Annotated in this window: 20 protein-coding genes; 14 read left to right on the top strand and 6 right to left on the bottom strand. The window is 41.1% G+C overall.

The annotated features are described in order from the left end of the window. Window positions 1-35: 35 nt before the first annotated feature. Complete coding sequence (locus N2K84_RS06075) at window positions 36-1,322, bottom strand: MFS transporter (RefSeq protein WP_282590898.1); 1,287 nt, start codon at window positions 1,320-1,322, stop codon at window positions 36-38. A gap of 519 nt (window positions 1,323-1,841) precedes the next feature. Here N2K84_RS06075 and N2K84_RS06070 point away from each other — a divergent pair. The 14 genes from N2K84_RS06070 (at window position 1,842) to N2K84_RS06005 (ending at window position 19,868) form a co-directional block, all read left to right on the top strand. After that, the gene (locus tag N2K84_RS06070) at window positions 1,842-4,190 is read left to right on the top strand and encodes a TolC family protein (protein WP_282590897.1); all 2,349 of its coding nucleotides are present in this window, start codon (window positions 1,842-1,844) and stop codon (window positions 4,188-4,190) included. After that, a complete protein-coding gene (locus N2K84_RS06065) occupies window positions 4,187-5,269 on the top strand; it encodes an efflux RND transporter periplasmic adaptor subunit (RefSeq protein WP_282590896.1) in 1,083 nt (360 codons plus the stop codon). Before N2K84_RS06070 ends, N2K84_RS06065 begins: the two co-directional genes overlap by 4 nt. A gap of 20 nt (window positions 5,270-5,289) precedes the next feature. Then, window positions 5,290-8,424, top strand: coding sequence for an efflux RND transporter permease subunit (locus N2K84_RS06060; RefSeq protein ID WP_282590895.1), 3,135 nt, complete (start codon window positions 5,290-5,292; stop codon window positions 8,422-8,424). A 378-nt stretch (window positions 8,425-8,802) separates the two neighbouring features. Beyond that, window positions 8,803-9,390, top strand: a complete 588-nt coding sequence (locus N2K84_RS06055; protein ID WP_282590894.1) for a TetR/AcrR family transcriptional regulator — start codon at window positions 8,803-8,805, stop codon at window positions 9,388-9,390. Between the two features lie 195 nt (window positions 9,391-9,585). After that, on the top strand, window positions 9,586-10,143 hold the full coding sequence (locus N2K84_RS06050; protein ID WP_282590893.1) for a hypothetical protein: 558 nt from the start codon (window positions 9,586-9,588) through the stop codon (window positions 10,141-10,143). A gap of 173 nt (window positions 10,144-10,316) precedes the next feature. Then, complete coding sequence (locus N2K84_RS06045; RefSeq protein WP_282590892.1) at window positions 10,317-10,787, top strand: DUF2141 domain-containing protein; 471 nt, start codon at window positions 10,317-10,319, stop codon at window positions 10,785-10,787. Between the two features lie 59 nt (window positions 10,788-10,846). Beyond that, on the top strand, window positions 10,847-11,470 hold the full coding sequence (locus N2K84_RS06040; RefSeq protein WP_282590891.1) for a TetR/AcrR family transcriptional regulator: 624 nt from the start codon (window positions 10,847-10,849) through the stop codon (window positions 11,468-11,470). Window positions 11,471-11,529: 59 nt separating this feature from the next. Then, window positions 11,530-11,904 carry a carboxypeptidase-like regulatory domain-containing protein gene (locus N2K84_RS06035; RefSeq protein WP_282590890.1) on the top strand — a complete coding sequence of 125 codons (375 nt, stop codon included), beginning with the start codon at window positions 11,530-11,532 and terminating at the stop codon, window positions 11,902-11,904. Window positions 11,905-12,150: 246 nt separating this feature from the next. Further along, on the top strand, window positions 12,151-13,509 hold the full coding sequence (locus tag N2K84_RS06030) for an adenylate/guanylate cyclase domain-containing protein (protein WP_282590889.1): 1,359 nt from the start codon (window positions 12,151-12,153) through the stop codon (window positions 13,507-13,509). Continuing rightward, entirely contained in the window at window positions 13,506-14,660 is a 1,155-nt protein-coding gene (locus N2K84_RS06025; RefSeq protein ID WP_282590888.1) for a Pycsar system effector family protein, read from the top strand. The genes N2K84_RS06030 and N2K84_RS06025 overlap by 4 nt, the downstream gene beginning before the upstream one ends. 8 nt (window positions 14,661-14,668) lie before the next feature. Continuing rightward, a complete protein-coding gene (locus tag N2K84_RS06020) occupies window positions 14,669-18,226 on the top strand; it encodes a BamA/TamA family outer membrane protein (protein ID WP_282590887.1) in 3,558 nt (1,185 codons plus the stop codon). 1 nt (window position 18,227) lies between these two features. Beyond that, window positions 18,228-18,872: a histidine phosphatase family protein gene (locus N2K84_RS06015; RefSeq protein ID WP_282590886.1), complete on the top strand. Its 645-nt coding sequence runs from the start codon at window positions 18,228-18,230 to the stop codon at window positions 18,870-18,872. Window positions 18,873-18,951: 79 nt separating this feature from the next. Next, on the top strand, window positions 18,952-19,530 hold the full coding sequence (locus N2K84_RS06010) for a TetR/AcrR family transcriptional regulator (protein ID WP_282590885.1): 579 nt from the start codon (window positions 18,952-18,954) through the stop codon (window positions 19,528-19,530). Beyond that, a complete protein-coding gene (locus N2K84_RS06005) occupies window positions 19,530-19,868 on the top strand; it encodes a cupin domain-containing protein (protein ID WP_282590884.1) in 339 nt (112 codons plus the stop codon). The genes N2K84_RS06010 and N2K84_RS06005 overlap by 1 nt, the downstream gene beginning before the upstream one ends. Before the next feature lie 457 nt (window positions 19,869-20,325). Here N2K84_RS06005 and N2K84_RS06000 read toward each other — a convergent pair whose 3' ends face one another. The 5 genes from N2K84_RS06000 to N2K84_RS05980 form a co-directional block, all read right to left on the bottom strand. Further along, complete coding sequence (locus N2K84_RS06000; protein WP_282590883.1) at window positions 20,326-20,937, bottom strand: hypothetical protein; 612 nt, start codon at window positions 20,935-20,937, stop codon at window positions 20,326-20,328. A gap of 2 nt (window positions 20,938-20,939) precedes the next feature. Further along, a complete protein-coding gene (locus N2K84_RS05995; protein ID WP_282590882.1) occupies window positions 20,940-21,845 on the bottom strand; it encodes a relaxase/mobilization nuclease domain-containing protein in 906 nt (301 codons plus the stop codon). Then, window positions 21,835-22,182, bottom strand: coding sequence for a MobC family plasmid mobilization relaxosome protein (locus tag N2K84_RS05990; protein ID WP_282590881.1), 348 nt, complete (start codon window positions 22,180-22,182; stop codon window positions 21,835-21,837). The genes N2K84_RS05995 and N2K84_RS05990 overlap by 11 nt, the downstream gene beginning before the upstream one ends. 99 nt (window positions 22,183-22,281) lie before the next feature. After that, on the bottom strand, window positions 22,282-23,184 hold the full coding sequence (locus N2K84_RS05985; RefSeq protein ID WP_282590880.1) for a toprim domain-containing protein: 903 nt from the start codon (window positions 23,182-23,184) through the stop codon (window positions 22,282-22,284). 202 nt (window positions 23,185-23,386) lie between these two features. After that, the coding region (locus N2K84_RS05980; RefSeq protein ID WP_428221981.1) for a hypothetical protein at window positions 23,387-23,819 on the bottom strand (433 nt) is incomplete at its 5' end.

The raw sequence follows: 23,819 nt of genomic DNA, 5'->3' as shown, positions 1-23,819 counted from the left end.
TGCCGTTTTTTGGTTTTTCTACAAAGTACAAAATTCTAATTAGTGATTGTTGGCTGATTTCTTTTTTTATTAATTAGCACATAAATTATTGCAAGATTAACAAGCGAAAGTATTACAAAAACAATAAAGCCCCGGGCATAGCCAACCGTTCCGAGTTTTCCGGCAATGGCTCCCATAATCGGAGGTAACGCAAAACCACCGAAAGCTCCCAAGCCACCAACCCAGCCTGCAGCACCCCCAACAGCTTTTGGAACATATACTGGTACCAGCTTAAAGATGGCAGCATTTGCAATACCCATTCCCACGGCAAGCAGAACAACAATCAATATGCTCAGTAAGATATTAGAAGAAAACGATAGGATAGCAGCAGTAGACAGAATCGTAAACATGGAAAGTAAGGCTACTTTTTCGCCACCAAATGTATCTGCCAATTTTCCTCCGTATACCCGCATGAGTGAGGCGAGAATGGAAAAGATTGCAGTAAATAATCCTGCTTTAATTGGGGCGAATTGCTGAAATTCGCTCCAATAAGTGGGAAACCAAGCTGTAAGTGCAATGAATCCACCGAATGTTGTAAAATACAGCACGACCAATGCCCATGTATTTTTAATTTTTGCTGAATTGACCAAGCTGTCTTTTACTCCGCCTGTTGGAAAAATTTCTTGTCCGTTTTGTGAGGCTTTTGCTTTGGCTTCCTGATCTGAAAGACCGGCTTTACGGTATTGGAAATAATAAGCATTTACCCCAATAATACCATAAAGGATAGTGCCAAGAAGCAAAAACAAAAACCAGGCAAAATAGGCGGAAATGAAGCCATAATAAGTTAGAAACACTGGAAGGATAATGGAGAACAGGCCGGGTGCAAGGTTACCTAGTCCGCCAAAAGTACCGAGTGCAAAACCCTGCTGTTTTCGAGGAAACCAATACGATGTTTGGCCAATCCCCACAGAAAAAGTGGCGATACCACTTCCACTTAAAAATCCAAAAAACAATACGAGTCCGTACATTCCTTTCATGCCATCGGGATAGGATGTGACCAGCAGTAAGGTCACTCCGCCAAGTCCGATCAGACTTAACAGCATTAAAATGAAAAATGGTTTTTTACCACCTGTGGTATCAACCCATGCACCAAACGGAATTCTCAGTAAAGAGCCCGACAGTGCAGGTATGGCAATTAACAAACCCAACATTGCCGGGCTTAAATCCATGGCTTCTTTGAACTTAATGGCTGTTGGACCATAGAGCGCCACTGCTGCAAATCCAAAAAAGAAACCGAGTGTTGTTCCTAGTAAGCCTCTGGAGCTATTCCCTTTTATATTCATAAGTATCAATTTTTTGAATCTAAAGCTAATGAAAAAAAGACTCAAGAAGTGTAATATTTATTACTCTGCCTTCTTTTTAGATAGTCTTATTTGCTTTGCTCGTGGTTAGCCTTTCATTTATTAATTTCTTTGTCACAGATATTTCATTATTGATTTTGTGTGGCACTTCAAGAGGTATTAAATATCCTAGTGATCAAAGGGTGTACTCGCATAAATCATATGCTTAAAATCTCAGAAATAACTATTCACTAAACTGATAGGTGATATCTTTTGCCTTTAAGCTCTGGATGTTGTTGTCTTGTCATGCTTCACTCGGCGATTAAGGTTCTGCAATTGATTTATCTGTTTGAATCAATCAAATGCACGTTGAATAATTTCCCAAGAGTAATAACGGTCTGCAAAAATATTCGAGCAAGATGTTGCAGAATTAAATATTTTGCCTTTTCTTTGTTAGTGAATGTAAACTAACCTAAATTGTATTGTTTTCACATAGGCAGAATTAATTAATTTACAATCCACATGAGTATCACAAAAATATTTCTAAGAATAGTCATCGTACTGCTGATCATACCAACAACTATTCAAGCCCAGTCTTCACTCAATATTGGGATTCTTAAGGATGCAGATATCAATGAATTTGAACTTCTCAGCACCCAATTAAAGCTTGAGATAGAAGCACTAACCGAGAGTGGTGACCGAGTGACTTTTAAAGAAGTGACTTCAGCGTGGGATTACGAAGTGGCAACACAGCACTTGCAAACTTTTTTTAGTGATCCAAACATTGATGTCATTGTCACCCTTGGATTCCTGTCTTCTCACGCAGCTGCAAATCTATCTTCTTATCCAAAGCCGGTCATCGCGTCTACCATTTTGGACCAGGAACTTCAGAAATTGCCTGTGGGTACAGATCAAGGATCCGGAATTGATAATTTTTCCTACATCGAATCATGGATTCGCTTAAAAAGCGATCTGTTGGACTTTCACAATGTGTTTAATTTCAAACATCTGGCTATTATACTTCCCCAGGCAATATATGAACAGTTTGCTCCGATAAGCCAGTTGCTTCAATCGGAGTCCGATGCGTTTGATGTCATCTTTGTTCCAGTTGAAGGTGGAGAGCAAGTGTCATCAAAGCTGCCATCGAACATCGATGCTGCCTATGTATTTCCATTGATTCGACATTCACAACCGGAAATTGAAGACTTCTTTGCAGAATTGAACAACCAACAAATCCCTTCTTTGGCCATAAGCGGAATTCGTTATCTGGAACATGGTGCCACCTTGACCTTTACTCCACAGTTCTCCTTGCAGCAAATGGCCCGACAAGTTGCCTTACATGTGGGAAAGGTCAGAAGAGGGACTAATCTTGCCCAAATTCCAATTGCCATAAACAGAGAAATACGCCCGCCTGTTGTCAATATGGAATTCCTAAGGAAAATTGATCAGTTCCCGAGATGGGAAGTGCTGGAAGATGCTATTTTGATGAACGTAGCAAAGATTCCTGGAGAGGAATTAAGCCTTCGTCACGCCATTGCCATAGTATTGGAGAACAACCTAAAAGGAAAGATCACCAATCAGGATTTATTGATTGCACAAAAGGACGTCCGAATTGCCCAGTCTACCATTCTTCCGCAAATCGAGCTATCAGGAACAGGAGCTCAGCTAAGTCAGAACCTGGTTGAAGCCTCCATGGGCCAAAAGGGAGAATTTACCGTCACCGGATCAGCTTCGTTGAAACAAGTGATCTATTCGGAAGCGGCTTTTGCAAACATTGCCATAAAGAAACTTGCAGCCGAAAATGTAGAGCAGTACAATAAGCAAGTCACACTTGATCTCGTTCTGGATGTCTCCACAGCCTATATTTCCTTACTTTTTGCAAAAAGCAATCTTCAAATAAAAAACGAGAATGTTTATACGACTTTACAAAACCTGGAAATGGCAAAATCAAAGGAAGAAACCGGTGAAGGAAGTGTATCCGATGTGAATCGGTGGACAAGTGAACTGAACCTGAATAAAATTGATTTGAATGATGCGCAATCGAAATACAAGTCAGCGATGTACCAGCTGAACGAATTGCTTAATGCACCCATCAGCAGCTCTATTGCCACACCTGACTCGGTTGACCTAACGGAAACCATTGTACTCAATCAAAAGGTATTAGCCTGGTATTTCAATAACTCGAACTTGACTGAAAAGTATGCCGACTTTCTTATCGACGAAATGTATAAGTATTCACCCGAGTTGCAGCAACTTCAGACTGCAAGTAAAATTGTTGATCGTCAGAAGTCCATGCAAATCAGGCAGCTTTTTCTGCCCGAAGTCGCATTGATTGGGAATGCCGACCAGGCATTTGTCCGGGAAGGTGTAATCGCCAATCCACAACTGCCGGTTCCGCCGCCCCCCGATGACATTACCTGGAACCTGGGCTTACGACTGAGTATTCCTATTTTCGAGGGTGGAAGAAAGAAAACAGAATTGCAACGTTCGGAAATTGAACAAGATAAAATTGCCTGGCAGAAAGAGGACCTGCTCAACAAAATTGAGAAAGGCATCCGCTCAAATGTTCAATTAATGAATGCTTCCTATAAGGAGTTAGATTTGTCGCAGAAAGCAGCGCAAGCCGCAGAAGATAATTTTAGGCTCATACAGAATGCCTATTCTCTTGGAGCTGCCAACGTCATTCAATTAATTGATGCCCAAAATGTAATGACAAGAACCAAGCACATGGCAACAAATGCATACCATCAATATATTCTAGACTTTATTCATACCGAACGTCTGCAGGGAAAGTTTTCGTTTTTAGATGCTGACATGGAGCGAGATATGTATACGAGTCGATTGCTAAACTATTTAAACGAAGAAGAATGAAAGTGTATCAAGTTGTTTTAATCGCCCTGCTCCTGATGAGCTGTAGTGGAAAAAAGGACGCAAATGAAACTATACGCCCTGTATTTTATCAGAAAGTTGAGAAAACCACAACTTCTCAAAATCGCTCATTCTCCGGAGTTTCACAAGCTGCGAAAGAGGCAAAACTGAGTTTCAAGGTAGGAGGAACAATCGATCAGCTGAATGTTGAGTTAGGCGATGTCGTAAAAAAAGGCACAGTCATTGCCAGTTTAGATACTTCGGATTACCTCATCAACTACAACAAAGCAATTCTTTCGCTCCGAAATGCAGAAGTGCAATATTCAGCAGCACATTCAGGCTTTCAAAGAGTTGAAAAACTTTATGCTGGCAATAATGCGTCATTAACAGATTATGAAAAATCAAAAGCACAGTTCGAGTCGGCTGAAGCGATGGTAAAAACAGCGCAATCACAAGTGAAAGCTGCCAAAAACCAACTAGACTATACTCGCCTGGTCGCTCCTTTTGATGGAACAATATCTGCTATTTTAGCTGATGAAAACGAAATGACCAGCGCAGGCCGCCCAATCGTCGTATTCTCTTCAACCAGTAATATTGAGGTTAAGACCTCCATTCCTGAGAACATGATTAATCAAATTGAAAAAGGCCAGTTGGTTACCGTCAGTTTCATTACTTTGCCAGGAGAATCTTTCCAAGGAATGGTAAATGAGATCAGTCCGGGAACCCAAGGTGCTTCTTCGTATCCGGTAATCATTCAAATATCCGAGCCATCAACGGGCTTACTACCCGGAATGACTGGCAACATTCAAATTCCACTGCATGAAGACAAGGCTCATGGAACTATAATTGTCGCACCGGATGCAATTAGTCATGATCAGGATGGTGATTTTGTTTTTCTCGCCGATAAAAGCAATGAACCTGGCCTGTATGTTGTCACCAAAAGAGTTGTCAATCTTGGTGATCTAACTTCTTCGGGTTATGAAGTCACAAACGGATTGAAAGACGGAGAGATTGTTATTACTGCCGGCATCCGCTTTCTGTACGAGGGAAGAACAGTGAAGTTAATCGATCAGGCGAAATAATAAACCTAGACACAGCAGATATGAACCTTACCCGAATAACCTTAAATAATAACCGGATCACAATTATCGCCATTCTGATTGTGGCCTTTATAGGCGTTGCCAACTATTTTCAACTGGAGCGGGATAGTATGCCGCCTTATACGATCAGGATGGCGACAGTGGTTACAAAATTTCCGGGAGCCTCTCCGCAGGAAGTTGAATCCCTGGTGACGGATCCATTGGAAGAAGCTATTCGCGAAATGGCTGAAGTTAAAACAATTGAAAGTGAATCGCGGAACGGACTTTCGGTGATCACCGTGGAGCTTATTTCGCAGGTCAACAAAGGTCAACTTCAAGCTGTTTGGGAAAATCTCCGGAATAAGGTCGATGATGTAAAACCCACTCTTCCTTCAGGTATTTTTGGTCCAATTGTAAAGAATGAAGATATTGGGACCGTTTTCGGAATTATCTTGGGAGTAACGGGTGACGGAGTTCCTTACAATCAATTGGAAGACTACGCAAAAGAAGTCCGCGAACAATTGTTATATCTTCCCGATGCTGCGAAAGTGAAATATGGTGGTGTTCAGGAAGAACGGGTTTTTGTTGAATTTGATGACAAGCAATTGGCTCGTTATGGGTTAAATGCCAGCAAGCTTCGAAATATTGTATCTGCAACCAACATTTTATATCCCGGTGGTGAAATTAACATGGGGCGTAAGCGCATTGTTCTTGAACCTTCGGGTAGCTTTGAAACCCTGGATGATCTGAAAAAAATTCTAATTCCAACGGCAAATGGAGCTCCCTTATTTTTAGAAGACATCACGACAAATATTTACCAAGACTATATAACTCCACGTGAAAAGATTGTGAAAATAAATGGACAACCTGCCATTGCCCTTTTCATCTCGTTAAAGGACGGGGCCAATATTGTGCGGCTGGGGGAAGATGTAGACAGAGCCCTGACACGAATTAACAGTACCCTGCCCATAGGTGTAGAGGTTGTTCGATCAGCGTCTCAGGATCAGGTGGTGAGTGGACAGGTTAATGACTTTTTGATCAACTTGCTGCAGAGCGTGGTAATCGTTCTTGCAGTGATGCTTTTCTTTTTAGGATTTAGAACGGGCTCGCTGGTGGCAGCACTGTTGCCCATGGTTATTCTGTCAACTTTTTTATTCCTGGGATTGCTCAACCTGGGATTAAATAAAGTATCGCTGGCAGCGCTAATCATCTCGCTTGGTTTATTGGTCGACAACGGCATTGTGATGGCAGAATCCATCCTGGTAAACATGGAAAATGGAATGAGCACCTTTAAAGCAAGTGTCTACTCCTGTAAAGTGTTAATCATCCCTTTGTTAATTTCTTCACTAACCACTGCATCAGCCTTCTTGCCGTTTGCCTTAGCCCAAACACCCATGGGAGAAATTTCGTCCCCCTTATTCTGGGTGGTCAGTCTAACACTTTTAAGTTCGTGGCTACTTGCATTTACATTTATTCCCTTGTTGGCGATGCTTATTATAAAAGGCAACTCGACAACCAACACCAAGAAAGAAAATGCAGTTGACCGTAACATGAAAAAAATTAATCTATGGTATAACAGCTTGCTGTTTCGTGTCCTAAAAAAACCATTTCTATTTTTAGGATTTATTGCGGCATTATTTATCACCTCGTTACTGATGATACCACTATTGCCTTTTAAACTGGTGCCGGACAGCGATCGGAACCTGGTAACGGTCGACATTAAATTTCCTTCAGGTACGCAAATTGAGTATACAGAAAAAGCCGTGAATGATATTGGGAATTACATTCTGGGTTCTCTTTTCGTGGATCCCGGGACATCAAAAAGGCCTGGAGTTATTGATTTTTCCTCGTTTATTGGTGAAGGTCCGGAACCCTACGATCTGGGCTATTTTAAAGATGAAGCCAATTCCAATTACGCACATATGTTGCTAAATACGACGGGTGATGTCGACAACGACTACATCATTGCCAAAGTTGATAGTTTTTGCCTCAATCATATTCCCGACGCCGATATTCGGGTAAACCGGCTGACAGGTGCCGGTGCATCCGGAACGCCGGTTGAAATCCGCATTTCCGGAGAAGATCAGGAGCAACTGGCTGTTTTGTCGGAAAAGGTAAAAGAAAAGCTGGTTACAATAGAAGGGGCAAAAAACATTACCGACGATTGGGGACCAAAGATTAATAAGCTCATTGTTGATATCCATCCTGATAAAGCCAAACGGGTGGGGTTGACCAATATGGAGATTGCCATGGCTTTAAATACAGGACTGTCAGGTATGAAGATAGACGACTTTCGGGAAGACAGCGAACGTATCCCAATCTACATGAAGAATGACAAGAATAAGGAGCACGATATAAGTTCCGTCAAAGCCTTTAGTATTTATTCCGAGACAATGCGTCAAAATGTTACGCTGGCTCAGGTAGCCGATGTTAGGATGGATTGGGAATTTTCAAAAGTGATCCGAAAAGATTTAAAGAAAACCAGAACGGTAGGTGCTTATTTGCAGTCAGGGTATAACGCCTCTGACATTTTTGAAGCTATTGGTCCATGGATGAAAGAGCAAAAGGCATCTTGGGATCCTGGCTACGATTACGAGTTTGGTGGCGAAGATGAAGATACGAATGAGAATCTTGGAGCAATTTTTTCAAATTTACCTCTGGCGTTTTCTCTCATTTTATTGCTTTTGGTGCTTCAGTTTAACTCCATAAGGAAATCTGGGATTATTGTTCTGGCAATTCCTCTCGGAATGATTGGAGTAGTCATCGGGTGGTTTGTCGGCGGCTCGTTTGTGAGTTTCTTTGGGATTCTGGGAGTAATTGCGCTTGCCGGAATTGTGGTAAATAATGCCATCATTCTCATTGACCGGATCGATGTGGAAATAGCTGAAAATCCGGAAATAGACCGGCGAGATGCCATCCTTAGGGCTGCAAACAATCGTTTCAGACCGGTCATTTTAACAACATTAACGACATCACTCGGAATGCTACCTCTTCTTTTCGGCGGTGGACTGCTGTGGGAACCTTTAACCCTGGCCATTATCTTCGGACTATTTTTTGCAACAATCATTACGTTACTTTTTGTCCCCGTTCTTTATCGTCTTTTCTTCAAAGTGCCCTTCGGGGATTATGAGTTCAACAGAGAGATACTGGAACATTGATGAGTTTTACAAAAAGAAAACTTGGCATTACTTCGAGGTAATAAATAGGTTCGCTTTCAATCGAAAAATCAATGACACGTTGACGTGTCATTATATTACTGCGTGGGCTGTGGAAAAGCTTGAAAATTTTAAAGCACAGACCGTGGCGTGTGGTGGGTATTGAGTCTTTTAGGTACAGAGGTAGAAGAGGTCAGGGAAATACGTTTCAAAACAATGATCTGATGGGACGCGCATGGTATTTATAGCAATTTCATCTGATGATTTTTTCCTGAAATGTCTGAACATCAAATCAAAATCCTCAAAATAATTTACCGAAGAGTTGGAAACTAGAAAAAAATACGCTTTCTTTGTTAGTAAATATTCACTAACAAAGAAAAAATGTTATCTGAAAGGCAAAAGCAAATCATCGTTGAATCCATTCTGCTGATAGATTCAAAAGGAGTCCATGGATTTACGATAAAGAACCTATCAAAAGAGATTGGTATTTCCGAGCCCGGTATCTATCGTCATTTTGAAAGTAAGTCTGACATCTTGTATACAATATTGGAAACATTCCGACAAGAGATCGAAATATACCAACATTCGACCGTGCAAAAATCATCAAATCCAATGGATTTGTTTCACGAATATTTCGATCAAATTTTTGAGAACTTTATTAATAATCCTGCCTTAACATCGGTTGTTCTTTCAGAAGAGATCTTCAGGGACGAAGAACGATTAATGACAAAAGTAAGTGAAATTCAGGGTCTAAATGAGCAATTGCTGCTCGGATTATTAATGAAAATGAAACGCAAAAAAGTCATAGCACCCGAATTTGACAGCGAAATGTTTGTCATCGTATTTTTTGGATCTGTTCGGTTTCTAGTCCGCCAATGGAAAAACACGGGATACAGTTTTGATTTGAGGTCTAAAGGAGTGGATTTATTTCAAACACTAAGTGGGTTTCTGCGGGCACCGCATGTTTGAAATTATAGTTGATGCAGGTAGACACGACTGAGCCAATCACTTTATGAGTATTTATTGGGTTGCTCATGGTCAAAATGAAAGACGCCGGGTTAGTAACCTGAACCAACTATTAAATAGACATTACATATAGATCGTATTCAATAAAGTAAGCTATATGTACAAAGTTAGTTAATTTTAACTATTAAAATAAAAACGATGGAAAAACATGATGAAGAGATTATTGCTAAAGTTGGAAAAATAATCATTGAATCCGGAATAGAATCCTTGTCTCCGGAAAGACTAGCCCGTGATTTAAATATCGACCAACGGACCCTTCCTTGTCATTGTGAAACAACAGAAGAGATTCTACTCACGATGTTAGAAAGTTTAGAAAGTGAACTGAATCAATTGGTAACTACGGCCAAACAAAAAAAATTCCCGCCAGAGAAAGAATTAAACTATCTCTTTAAAAACCTTTATTCCTTATTTAACATCAAACCTTATTACCTCACCATAATCTTCTCCGCTGAATTGTTGAATAAAAGTCCTGAGATACAGAATCTATTACAAAAAATAAAAATTAGTGCTAAGCGCTACTTATTGCAAATAATAAACCATGGAAAAGAAGAAAAAGTGTTTAAGTCCAAACGAACAGCCAAATCATTAGCTGTTAACATCTTGGGTGGCTTCCGTCTATTTATGAACCAAGAACAGCTCCTCAATAAAATGGTCAGCGAAGCTCAGGCCATTAAGAACAAATCACCCGCAGATTAGTAGCCGCGGAACGATTAAAACGAACAATATAGTTCATTCATCTACATACCTACATATATGATGTAAACTAAGGAATTACAAGGCCGACGAGCACGTCTGTAATATAAGTATGGAGAACTCGTTGGATTCAGACAAATAACACCAGATTTGAATTCAAATTAAAATTCAGAATTATGAAAAGATCATTGTTAATGAGAAACATCGCCTTCGGCTTACTATTTACCCTAATCGGATTTAGCTACTCCTTTCGGATCCCTTCAAAAAAAGGTAACCATTCATTGTCTGTAAATGTCGAGAGCCTCAGAAACTCGGAAGGACATGTCATGTTTGTTTTGTACAACACTCAAGACGCGCTTCCCGACAAAGAATTAAATAAGTACTTCAAGAAAAACCGGGGAGCAATTACCGAAGGAAGCTCGACTGCAACCTTTCATCAACTTGTTCCAGGAGAATATGCCGTAAGCATTTTCCATGATGAAAATAATGATGGTGAAATTGAGAAGGGATTATTTTTGCCCAAAGAAGGACTGGGATTTTCCAACTTTCAGTCGATTAGTCCTACCAACAAACCATCATTTGATAAAGCGTCGTTCAAGTTGACAGAAGACACCACGATTCAGGTTAAGATGATCTATTTCAAATAGGCATTCATAAATCCTATGACTTCATATCACACAACTATCATTCATAAAAATAAATCAAAATGAGAGTATTAGTTAAAAAGGATGAAAGAATCCTTGATTCAGCCATAGTCATCTTTTTTCAAAAAGGATTTGCCGGTGCGACACTAAGTGAGATTGCACAACATGCCAACGTCAGTAAGTCATCCATACATTATTATTACCGCTCAAAGGAAAGTTTATTTAAAACTGTAATGGATAAAATAATCGATATCATTTTTGAGAACGTAGAAGCTATATCGCAGGGCAACACGAACCTTTTCGACTTAATCGACGAGTTCGTTTCTCAGACACTGAACGTGTTTACCATTCATCCACATTTGCCTTCTTTCATACTCAATGGATTAAACACGAATCAGCAGGTCTCCAGCATCATCAGTGAACTAAGCGAAATTTTTATCAGTAAATTTGAAAAAGAAATCATTCTTGCGGAAGATAAGGGATTGATCAATCCGATTGATCCGAAATATCTTTTCACAAGCATACTGTCGCTTTCCGCATTCTCAATTATCAATAACCAATTCTATTATCAAGACTCTCAAAATCAACCTGACGTTGATTCAAACCTTGAAAACCAAAAATATTTGATATCGAGCTTTATCGTTCATAGCCTGCTAAAACAGGAAAAGTCGGTTAGCATGCTCTAGATTGTAGTTGAAAAATTATACACAGGTTACGGAAATTGAATCTATAATCAGAAAAAGACATGAAAGTCCCCGGATATAAAATTTTAATGTTAGTAATTCTCTTAGCAGGAGCAAATTCTATTTCTGGACAGGATATAAACCTGTCGGGAATTATTATTGAGAAGGGAACTCAGCAACCAATCGAAGCCGCCAGTATTCTGTTCGAAACAACAACAATCGGAACAATTTCAGATGTCAATGGAAATTACAAATTATGGACCAATGATTCCGCCAGGACCGTGGTTTTCTCGGCACCAGGCCATGAACAAGTTGTCATTTCTTTGGACTCAATAAGCAGTACTACGCTTAATGTTGAATTAACCAAAAAGACGACTCCAGCAAACAAACTCAACGCTCATCCGCAAGAAAAAAATGCAAGGAAGAGCAGAAGATAGGACAATGAATCGGAATCCTTCTCCCTCATTAGGTGTTTGACTTGTTGTCTGCAATCTCGATAGAGCTGTATCCTGACGCCGTCCTTTAATTTTGACATCTTGAAACGATAGCGATCGTCATGACATTTTTCAATAAATACGACCGATCGGTATCGAGAGCTCGGCTAATTCATTTGGTAGGAACCATTGATCCTATAAAGATTGAATGAATACTTCTCCAAAATAATTATAAACAATAAGCTACAAATGATGCCAAACAGAAAACACACATCTCGCAAACAGCGAAAAAATACGGGGATGCTATTTAACGCTGAAATTGCGGGTAGTGAGCGACTTAGAGCGCTTATTCTAATTAGTTTACTTGGACTTGAGGCTGTTCTCCTAATAATTATCTACTTTTTTTATCGCACTGAGTATATTTCTCTTTTCAATACGCACATTGCTATTTATGCTATTCTCATTTTTACACTGATAATGATTCTTTACGAATCATCGGTGCATTACTTCATTGGGAAAGAGATGGCATTGTTCTCTCACCACCGGAGTGCTTTTGGGTATTTAAACTCGTTCTCAGAAATAACGCTCCTTACCATTTTATTTATTTTTATCGTTGAATATTCGGAGCAAACAGTTATTCTCCAATCCCCTGCGCCCCTCACTTATTTTCTTTTTATAGTACTCTCTACTTTACGGCTCAATTTCAGGCTTTCGGCTTTTTCAGGTGGATTAGCGGCGGTTGAGTATGTGGCCGTTTCCATTTATTATTCTACTGTTTTCAGCGATATTCCAGTTGACCGCTTTCATCCCGATTTAACCGGAATGCAGTACTTGGGGCAAGGTGTCATACTATTGATTTCGGGGATTGCGGCAGGATTTGTGGCTGATTTAATCAAAAAGAAAATGCTGACTTCATTGGCAAGTATTAATGAAAAAAATGAGGTCATCGACTTATTCGGACAACAGATTTCACCTCAAATAGCCGATAGTATTCTTGAAAAAAAAGATGAGTTGACTGGTACACGCAAATACGTTTGTGTCATGTTTCTTGACATCCGAAATTTTACGCCGTTTGTAGAGAAACATACGCCAGAAGAGGTTGTAACCTATCTTAATAATCTTTTTTCTTTTATGATAGACAGCGTACAACGGTATGATGGCGTCATCAATCAATTTCTGGGCGACGGGTTTATGGCCACATTCGGCGCCCCTGTCTCCAAAGGGAATATCCCGAAAAAAGCAGTACTGGCTGCAGTGGAAATCATCGAAAGGGTAAGGCAGGCAAATACTGCCGGAAATATTCCCAAAACAACAATTGGTATTGGCCTGCATTATGGCGAAGCAGTTATCGGAAATATTGGCTCTTCGGTACGCAAACAGTATTCCATTACAGGAAATGTGGTGATAATTGCTTCGCGCATTGAACAATTAAATAAGCTATGGCATTCACAGCTCATCATTTCCCAAGAAGTTTTCAATGAAATCGATGCGAATGTTAAATCGATGTTTGTGCCTCAGAAACCGGCAAAAATTAAGGGAATCAACCGACCGGTTTTACTTTATATTTTCAATGAAGAAATCGAAATATCAAAAATTCGGAAACAATGAGGATCAATGAAACAATTATCAGAGAGACTGAAGAGTTTGTTACCAGTCTCATAAAGAATGAAACTCCAGAAAAATATTCGTACCACACACTGGATCATACGATAGATGTGGTAAAAAATGCCGTTTTTATCGGCACCAAAGAGAATCTGTCTGAAGATGAAATGAGCATCCTTAGGGTAGCGGCCTGGTTTCATGACGTGGGTTACATTAAAACCTACAAAGGGCATGAGAAAGAAAGCGCTGCAATGGCTGCCAAATTTCTTGAACACCAGGATGTGGATGAAAACATCCGCACCGAGGTAAAGGAGAGCATCATGGCAACCACTTTACCCCAAAATGCCAGAAGCCTTGTGGCGAAGGTGCTTTGCGATGCCGATTTTATGCACTTTGGCCAGGACAATTATTTTGAACAGTCGGAAAAACTCCGGCAGGAACAAAAAAATGCAGGTGTCCGGAGGCTGGAAAGAATCGAATTCGACAGGGAGTCGCTCAAATTGTTTGAGGAGCACAACTGGCACACGGTATTTTGTAATAAAAACCTGGATGAGACAAAACAAAAAAACATCGAAATACTGAAGGAGCGCATTGCCAAACGGGCCACGAAAGCGAAAATGAAAGCAGCCAAGTCGAAAAGTTACTCGCGCGGAGTGGCCTCCATGTTTAAACTGACTGCCCGTAACCAGATTAACCTGAGTCACATTGCTGACAATAAATCAAATATTCTCATTTCTCTGAACGGCATCATCATTTCGCTGGCGCTGGCTACCTTGGTTAGTAAATTCAAGCAGGAACCAGTTATAATTGGGCCCACCATCATTTTCATCTTGTTCAGTCTGTCTACGATTGTGCTGGCTATTCTGTCCACCCGCCCAAACATATCTTCTGGCAAATTTACGCGAGAAGACATAAAACAACAGAAAGTAAATCTAATATTTTTTGGAAACTTTTATAATATGGATCTGGAAGAATATGAATGGGCCGTTGCCGAAATGATAAATGACGATCCTTATCTCTATTCCACACTCACTAAAGACCAGTATTCTTTGGGCAAAGTGCTGGCAAAAAAATACCAGTTGCTGCGCTGGGCCTACAATGTTTTTATGGCGGGCCTGGTAATTAGTGTCGGTGCATTTTTATTTGTGTTCATATAAGAAGCCGAATGCTGAAAATTGTAAAATATTGGCCTTTTGTGTTTTTCCTATACCAAGGGAATTTGATGTTCGCTCAGGAAGAAACTGCATTCACAATTTTTTCAAGCGGGAACGTTTACGGGGAGAAATCGGATACTGCACTTTTAAACCAATGGAGAGACCGGATCGGCATGCAGGAGAATTTTGCCGTTTTATTGACTGGTAATGCTGTTGATGCGCAAACCGGAAAATTCCCCGGTGAATTGTTGCTCAATGAAAAACATTCGGTGCTGATTGCTCCCGGAAAAACCGAATGGGCTGGCGGCAACCGCAAAGGAAAAAGTTTTATCAAACAACTAACGGAGAATCTGCCAGAGCAATACAACAACCCCTTTCTCTTTCCCAATGAAGCTTGTCCCGGGCCAACCGAGGTAATACTTTCCGACCACCTAGTGGTGATTTTGATTGACTCCTGGTGGTGGGTGCATAAATACGACCGCCGTCTCAATAAATGCGACATTGAAAGCCAGAGGGACGTGCTTAGTCAGATCGAAGATGCCATCCGCCGGCATTATGCGGGAAAACATGTGGTGGTAGCCGGTCATCACTCCCTGAAAAGCTACGGGAACACCAGCGGCTATTTTTCTACCAAACAATGGCTGATGCAATTGCCGTATACTTTTTACCGCAAATTTCCGGGCAATCGGGACGATAACCAGCATCCCGACTTTAAGGATTTTCGGAATGGTTTACTTTCTGTTCTAAAAAAATACCCAGAAGTGTTGTATGTTTCTTCCGGCGAGGAAAACATGCAATATTTTCAGTATAACAATAATCATTTTGTTATTTCAGGATCCTGGCACGACGGAGAATACGTGCGAAAAGATTCTCCAGAATTCGGCTCAGAAGAAAAAGGCTTTGCTCAACTCTCCTTTGCTCCTGAGGGACAATGCGACATAGCATTTTTCAATAGCCAAGAGACGGTTTTCAGGAAAGTACTCTACAGAAAAGTCTTCTCGGATGACAACCCCATATCCAAAGTCTTAATGCAACTACCTGATAGTACGGAGGTGATTGCTAGTTTTCGATACAACATCGATGAATCGACCTACAAATACTTAGGAAAAAATTATCGGGATATCTGGAAAGTCCCTGTAAAAGTAAAGGTGTTCGACATTGGCATAAGGAAAGGAGGTTTGAAAATATTAAAGCGAGGTGGAGGACAGCAAACCTTGTCCCTACGCCTAGAGGATGACATAGGAAAACAGTATGTGCTTCGTTCCATCGACAAATTTGTGGAAGGCGCTGTGCCGGAAGAGTTGCACAAAACGTTTGCCGTAGATTTGGTACAAGATCAGATTTCGGCATCCAATCCTTACGCGGCCCCGGTAGTGGCGGCACTGGCTGAACATGCAGGTGTTTTTCACACCAATCCGGAGCTAGTTTATGTACCGGACGACCCTCGCTTTGGGATTTACCGGCGCGATGTGGCGGAAAAGTTGTTCCTTTTCGAAGAGCGCCCCGACGACGACCGCAGCGATGTGGACGGCTTTGGGCGTTCGAGAAACATTATTTCCACCGCGAAAGTGATAGAAAAAACTACCGCTTCTTCCAATCATGTTGTGGACGAAGATGCTGTGCTGCGTGCCCGCCTGTTCGATATTGTGATAAACGACTGGGACCGGCACGAAGACCAGTGGAGATGGGCAGGTTTTGAACGTAACGGACAAACGATTTACAAACCCATTCCGCGCGACCGCGATCAGGCCTTTTTTCTAAACGAGGGCGTTATACCGTGGATTGCCGCTCGTAAATGGCTACTTCCAAAACTCCAAGGGTATACCGACTATACAGAGAATATGGAGGGGCAATCGTTTAACGCACGGTACTTCGATCGCTCTTTTCTTGTTCAAGCCGATTGGGAAGACTGGCTCCGGCAAATCGATTCACTCAAAATTTTACTGACGGGTCAACGGATAGATGCTGCTATGCATGCTTTTCCAAAAGAAGTTTACCCGTTGTGTGCTCCGGAAACAGCCCGCATTTTGAAAGCCCGCATCGAAAACCTAGAACCCATGGCACGCAAACTGTATTTGTCTCTGACAAAAGAGGTAAGCGTTACCGGTACGGAGGAGTCTGATTTCTTCGAAATCATGGCGTCTTCAGATACGGTGCTCCAGATTTCGGGATATGAACTAAAAAAGAAGGGACAAAAAGGACTGCAATTTTACCATCGTACGTTTTATGCCGCAGAAACTAAAAAAATACACTTGTATGGACGGCAAGGGGAAGACCGGTTCGAACTGAAGGGGAATCATCGTCTGAGAATTGATCTAAAGATTATTGGCGGGAAAAATAAAGATGAGATAATTTCAGGTGAGAAGTTAAAACAAAAAAAAGTATCGGTTTACGACAAAAAGACTACAGAAATTTCACCGGAACTTTCCGACAGGCTGAAAACCCGCTATGACCCGGATGCATTAGAATACGACAGGGAACACTTTCAATATGATGTGATTTACCTCGGAATATTCTCCGGATACAATCCGGATGACGGCACATTTCTGGGAGGTGGTCCGGTTTTTACAAAATACTCAAGGTATCGACAGCAACGATACGAAGTTTTGGGGAATTATGCTTTTGCATCCAATGCCTTCAACCTCCGCGCTGGTGCCCAAAACAGCTATCCATTGCGCCGTGTCGACATCAACTTTAGCACAGGTTATAATTCCCCAGAATTTGCCGGAAATTATTTCGGTATGGGAAACGAAACCAAATGGGAAGTTCCTAAATCTGAAAAAGAATTTTACCGCCTACGAATGAGCAGTTTTCATGCACAGCTAGACTTTATTAAATGGCTTGATGCCGATAGAATTCATAAAGCAGGACCTGGTTTGCTTTACAATTATGCCGATGCTGAAGAAACTTCAGGCCGGTATATTGCGCAGATTGGAAACGGTTTGACTGATATTGACCTCATGCCCCACTCTTATGGCGGTGGTTATTTTAAATATGAATTCAATACACTTGCAGAAATACAGCGAAAAGAAGAAGAAGAATTTGTCGGGAGCAATACGTTTCCCACCCATGGAATGCATCTAAATACGCGTGCTAGCTACTTTGTCGGACTTAATGACCATACCAGGAATTTTTTTAAAGTATCGGGTGACTGGGTTGCTTATCTGAGTTTCTCCCAAAGGCCACGTGTAGTGTATGCCCTGCGGATCGGCGGCGAAAAATTGTTTGGTGATTACGCTTTCCACGAAGCAGCAAAACTGGGACGCACGGAAAATCTGCGGGGATACCGGCAAACCCGTTTTTATGGCGATGCATCGCTTTATCTAAATGCCGAAATACGTATCCGGATGAAGCAGTTTCAAACCTACTTACTCAACGGAACAGCGGGTGTGTTGGCATTTAACGATATCGGCCGTGTTTGGCTCGAAGGTGAAGATTCGAAAAAATGGCACAATGGTACCGGCCTTGGTCTTTGGTTTTCACCCTTCGACATGGCTGTGGTAAGCATCTCTTTTGCTACTAGTTCCGATGACCGGTTATTTAATTTTTCTGTGAATTATCAGTTTTGATATGCTTTTAAAATTTTGCATCATATCATCTATCCTACTTAACGGGATAATCGCCCACACAAATCCCCGGATTTATTTAGTGCGTCATGCTACTGTTGCTTTGGAAAAACCCGGTTGGGGAACATCAAAAAATTCGTCCAAGTACAAGGCAGCATACAATGTAGCCGGTGTGGAAGCATTCAATCCGGAAGGGGTATTACAGAAGGTGGCCGATTACGAAAAACTGGACACTGTGTTTTGTAGCCCGCAACCACGGGCACAAGAAACGGCAGAAATTCTATTAAGTGGAAATGCTGTACTAAAAATTGACAGCACATTATCCGAACTCGATTACCAGGTAGTGCAGGTGCCAGTTATACAGCTTCCGGTAAAAGGGTGGCTTTTTATTTCGCGTGTCGCCTGGATGGCCGGGATAAATAAGGGAGAGAAATCCGGCTACAGGGAACGGATCGATGAACTGAATACTTTCACGGATGAACTAACAGCTTTTGCGCATAGAAATGGTTGGGCCTTGGTAGTAGCTCATGGAATGGTAAATCGTGAGTTGATAAAAATTTTAAAATATCGTGGCTGGGAGTATTCCGAAGACGGGAATGACGGGTTTGGCAATCTTTCGGTGAACTGTCTGGAGAAAATTCATCCTTAATTTTATTTGAAAGTTAGTGTTTATTAACTAACTTTATACCTTTGAAAGAGATATTTAAAAAAGAGTAAATAACAGGCCTATGCAGACAGCAAGACAACAGGAAATTATTGAAACCGCACTCGGACTAATCAATGAAAATGGCATTCAGAGCCTGACAATAAAAAACCTATCGAAAAAGTTAGGGATTACCGAACCAGCCATCTATCGACATTTTGAGAACAAAATACAGATCCTGGTTTCCATTCTTGATTTGATGAAACAAAACAGCAACGACATATTTTCATCTGAGTTAAAATCAGAAGAATCGGCTGCTCAAAAAATTGAACAGCTATTTAAAAAACATTTTAGATCATTCTCAGAAATGCCTTCACTGGCTTCGGTTGTGTTTTCTGAAGAAATGTTTCGCAATGAGAAAGTACTCATCGAAAAAATTTCTGAGCTAATTGAGCAGAATAACAAAATACTGCTGACCATTTTAAATGAAGGCCAAAACAACAATGAGTTACGTAACGATATTGATGCGGCTCATTTAGCCGTCATCATTATGGGAGCTCTTCGTTTATTCGTAAAGAAGTGGCAAATTTCGGGATTTACATTTGACCTGCAAGATGAAGGCAATAAATTAATTCAATCAGTTAAACTTATAATTTTAAAATAATGAAAATAGCAGAAGTTCAAAAGACTCCAATTGTTGAAACTCCGCACAAAGTGGATGTACGTCAACTATACGACAGTGAAAGTGCCCAGGCCATGCACATTACACTGCAGCCTGGCGAATCATTAAAACCGCACATCACTCCAGTTGACGTTTTCTTTTACATTTTAGAAGGCAAACCGGATGTGAGAGTGGGAGATGAAACCATCCCGGTGCGAAAAGACAGCCTGGTCGAAAGTCCGAAAGGTATTGTTCATTGCCTGTCGAATCAGTCGGATGTAGTTGCGCGTATCCTGGTCGTCAAAGCGCCAAAACCCACTTCACAGGCAAAATTGTTGTAGTCCAGCTTACGGTCTTTTTGAGTGTGTGATCGCTTACATCAATGGCCTGAAGCAAAATAACGACATCGATGAGCTAAGAAGATGAAAAAGGATAACAAAGGATTCAGCCATTGCCAACTGCAAAACGGTCAATTTGTTATTTCGATACCAGATTAATTTAATTAATTAATGATCAGGTGCTTTTTTAAGAAAAGTCTACTTTTTTTTAGAAGATGGTATGACGTGATATAAGTGTCCGGTATAGATTGGTGAACTTGAGGAAGTTCTCTTGATAATCCGCCAAAGTTCATTGACTTGTAAAATTTTAGAATTCGCTGCTTATTTATCGACACTGTCTCTTGTGCTCAAGATGATATGAAATATTGAAACGATGTAAGTGTGATACGCAAAGAGGTTTAAGGATCGCAACTTGATTTTTGTTGACCACGAGCAGTTAATCTCTTCAATTTCATTCCATTTATTTTCGTTCCAAATCTTTAATCTGCTCTTGCTTATCCCTTTCAAATTTCTTCACCTCTGCCCGAATTTCCCTAATCAACTCTTTGTCCTTGTTGATGTGAAACATATCTTCCAATTTGGAAAGCTCCTCCGCGTTAATCCCACCAACCATTTTGATATACCGGTACTTGAGATCATTATCGCTCATGCGCGTTAGTTCATTTCTTTGATAAATATTCCCGATCAGCGAGACGGTAAACAAGAGGAAAAGAAAGACGAAAGCCATGATCACATTTCTTGATTTTAGTTTAAGCTGGCGCTTGTGGCGGGCGATTCGCTCGTTTTCCTGGTCTCTTAAAGTTGAAAGAACGCTTTCAAACCCTGAACGAATTTGATCTTCTGACTCTTGAACAGATACTGAGAGCTGGTTAAGTTTTTGGTCCAAGACCGATAGATTACGGGATGTTAGCAGGAAAGTCTTTTCAATGGCAATCTTTTCGCTTGGAAGGTCTGCTTTGGTGGCAGCATCTTCCAGCTTTTGGTGCTGATTGTCGATTTTCCGGTCAATGGTTTTCAGTAGGGTGTTGATCTCTTCAAACAGGACCGCTACAACATTTACATTCTTTCTCATTTTTACCTCCTTATCCCTCTTCTTCTTTTGAGTTTTGGCACAGCATCTTGTTTTGTCCGGTTTTCGTTTACAGCAGGGTGTTTCCCCATTTGATAGAATAAGCTTTTGAGAATATTTCCTGCGACCAGGTGATCCGGAATATGGTAATGGATTTGCGTTTTTTGGTAAACTTGCTCAGAAATATTCTGTTTGAGCTGAAAGGTAATTTTTGAAAAACTGAATTGTCGATCTACTTTGGAGCCATTGAATGAATAGCCGTTTTTATCGAAAACAACTCCCTGTATTTCGCTGGTTTTCCCTTTGAACTTAAAGGTCACACCAATGCCATATTGTTTTAGCCCTGCAATAATTTGATCCCAGTTATGGCATGTTGGAAGGATTGCTTTCAATGATTCATAGATTTCATATCTGGTTTTATCCGGTTCTTTTAACCGTTGCACCTTCACATGTTCTTTCCCCAAAGCAAAATATAAACCATGTTTTTCGGTCAGTTCTTTGCAGATTTTTCCGCTTCGGTATCGGTCGTTTCGATCAGAGATTGTTTTGCCCTCATTATCCACGCGGTTAAAAACCAAGTGCACATGTGGATGCTCCTTGTCAAAGTGACGGCAAAGAATGTACTGCGTATTGGAAATTCCCATCAAGTTCATGTACTCCTGTGAGATTTTCACCATCAGGCTGTTGCTCAATTCCCCCAGGTCCTGCGCTGAGAAATCAAGTGATATATGACCAACTGGTTTTTTTATCCTGGTGTTCATTTCCGATTGAAAAACAAAACTGTCAATGATCGAACCGGCATTTTTAAGGCGCACTCCCTGGCTGTCCAAAATCTCGGTGCCTTTGGATTGATCCAGGACGTAGTTCACAACGCCCCGGAATCCCTGTCCTTTTACAATCTTAGCCATCATGACGGATTTGATTCAATAGGTTGTCAATCTTGCCAGCCAGATATAGGTATTCAAGCCGGGCATCGGAATATCCCGCAGCGTTTGCTTTGCGGGCAATCTGGTTTAAGTTGTTGGCCATTCCGGACAGTTTTCGGATATGATCATGTAACTCAGGCGAGAGCCGCTGTTTCACGTAAGCTCTTCTGATGAGCTGACGGATGCATTCGCTGAAACTCACATCAGCTTCCCTGGCTTTTGCCTTGAGCGTGTAATAGTCGATCGTTCCCATTTTTACGTTAATGTGATAGGCCATTTTTTCACCCAATCGTTTGACTGGTCGGCCATTTTTGTATCTCATATCTGTTTTCTGAATTTTGTGTTAAGACCAGCGGGATGATGAAGGGGTTTTGGTATTACCAAAACATAAACTTGCTTCCCCTGAAAAAACAGCCTTTTATTACAGCCTAAAACCCCTGCCTTTTTCCATTTGCCGGACCTGTTTTTTGCCGCATAAATAATCATTGAGGTCTTTGTATGCAGCATACTTTACCGACCTGTCATCGACAGAAAAGCATGATGCTTTGATTACCTGAACAGCTTTTCGTCCGCTTTCATCATTATCCAGATAAGCAAATATATTTCTGTGGTCTGTCAGAAAAGCCAGTGACTTTTGAACATTGGCCACCGAGTTGAGCACTGCAACATCGTACTGCGTCTTTTCGAGTTTTTGTAGTGTTAAATAGGAAAGAAAGTCCCAAAAGCCTTCAAATACCAAACAGTTGCCATGACCATTTTTTACAGTCGTAATATCTTTTGGCGGAATGCAGCCTTTAAAATTTGAGGGACTGGCCAGTTCGTATCCACCCTTGTCGTTTCCGAAGCCAAGCGAGAAATAAACGTTGTCCTTTACCTGGTAATGAACTTCCCTGCAATACAGGTTTGCCAGGGACAGGTCAATTTTTCGTGTGCTTATCCAGGCTGCTAATTTGGGATGGGAAATGGTGCAAATGTTTCGAATGGTCATTGCCGGTTTCCTGTTTTTTGGCTTAGCAGGTATAGAATCCCGGTGAAAAGAAAAAGAATTCAGGGCGACACCTACAACGTCCTTCTCCAGTTTGGCTGCAGCCTCATGAAAAGCGCAGTTCTCCAGTTTCATCACCAGATCGATGATTGAACCGCCTTCCTGGGTGCCGAAGTCATACCAAAGGTTTTGGCGGTAATCCACCTTGAAGCTTGCATTGTGGTCGTCACGGAACGGACTAAAGTACATTCCGTAGTAAGCGAACTCTTTTTTGGGAAGAACCCCCATATTCTGAAGATAACCCTTGATACTTATTTGTTTTATTTCAGTGAGTGCCATAAGTGTCAAATTTTTGTTGTTGTGTTGTGGATAATGGCTAACCTGCATTATTTCAACTTAATACAGACTCAACAAAAGCACAACAAATGAAAGCGGTGTTGTAGTCCGGCCATAACAAACAGGATTTTGTTGTGTATTTGTTGTGTGATTGTTGGGGTGTGTATCTGTCCTATTTTCAATTGTTTAATAGCTAAACTCAACATTACAACAGGATTTTGTTCAGATCGGCGATTGCAACTTCCATGTAACGTCCTTTTCTTTTCACCGGAACAAGTTCCCCATCGGTACCGATATGATAAAAATTGTATTCGCCGTTCTTTTCAGACGTCAGTTCCCAATTGTCTTTGAGTATGTTCCGGATCACAGTAATGTCGGCCCGGAGCCCTGACTCCCGCAATACTTCCAGCAGGTCCTTCGGGCAACAGCGCATTTTGTCCTTTTGCAATCCCTCCATCACATCACGGCAATAGGTCGCCATTTCCATTTCAAGCTTGTTTGTATTGTATTTTTTGATTTTCTGAAGTGCGGGAGTCTCGAGTGCAGATGGATTGAACCACATTCGGGATTCATTTTTTGCAGCGAGTTTTCTGTGAAGAAGAAAATGCAGGAAATGAGGAATCTCTTTGGCCATTAAT

Origin of the sequence: Gaoshiqia sediminis, from assembly GCF_025907915.1 — a bacterium.
GTDB lineage: Bacteria > Bacteroidota > Bacteroidia > Bacteroidales > Prolixibacteraceae > Gaoshiqia > Gaoshiqia sediminis.
This window is presented reverse-complemented; position numbering and strand designations above follow the sequence as displayed.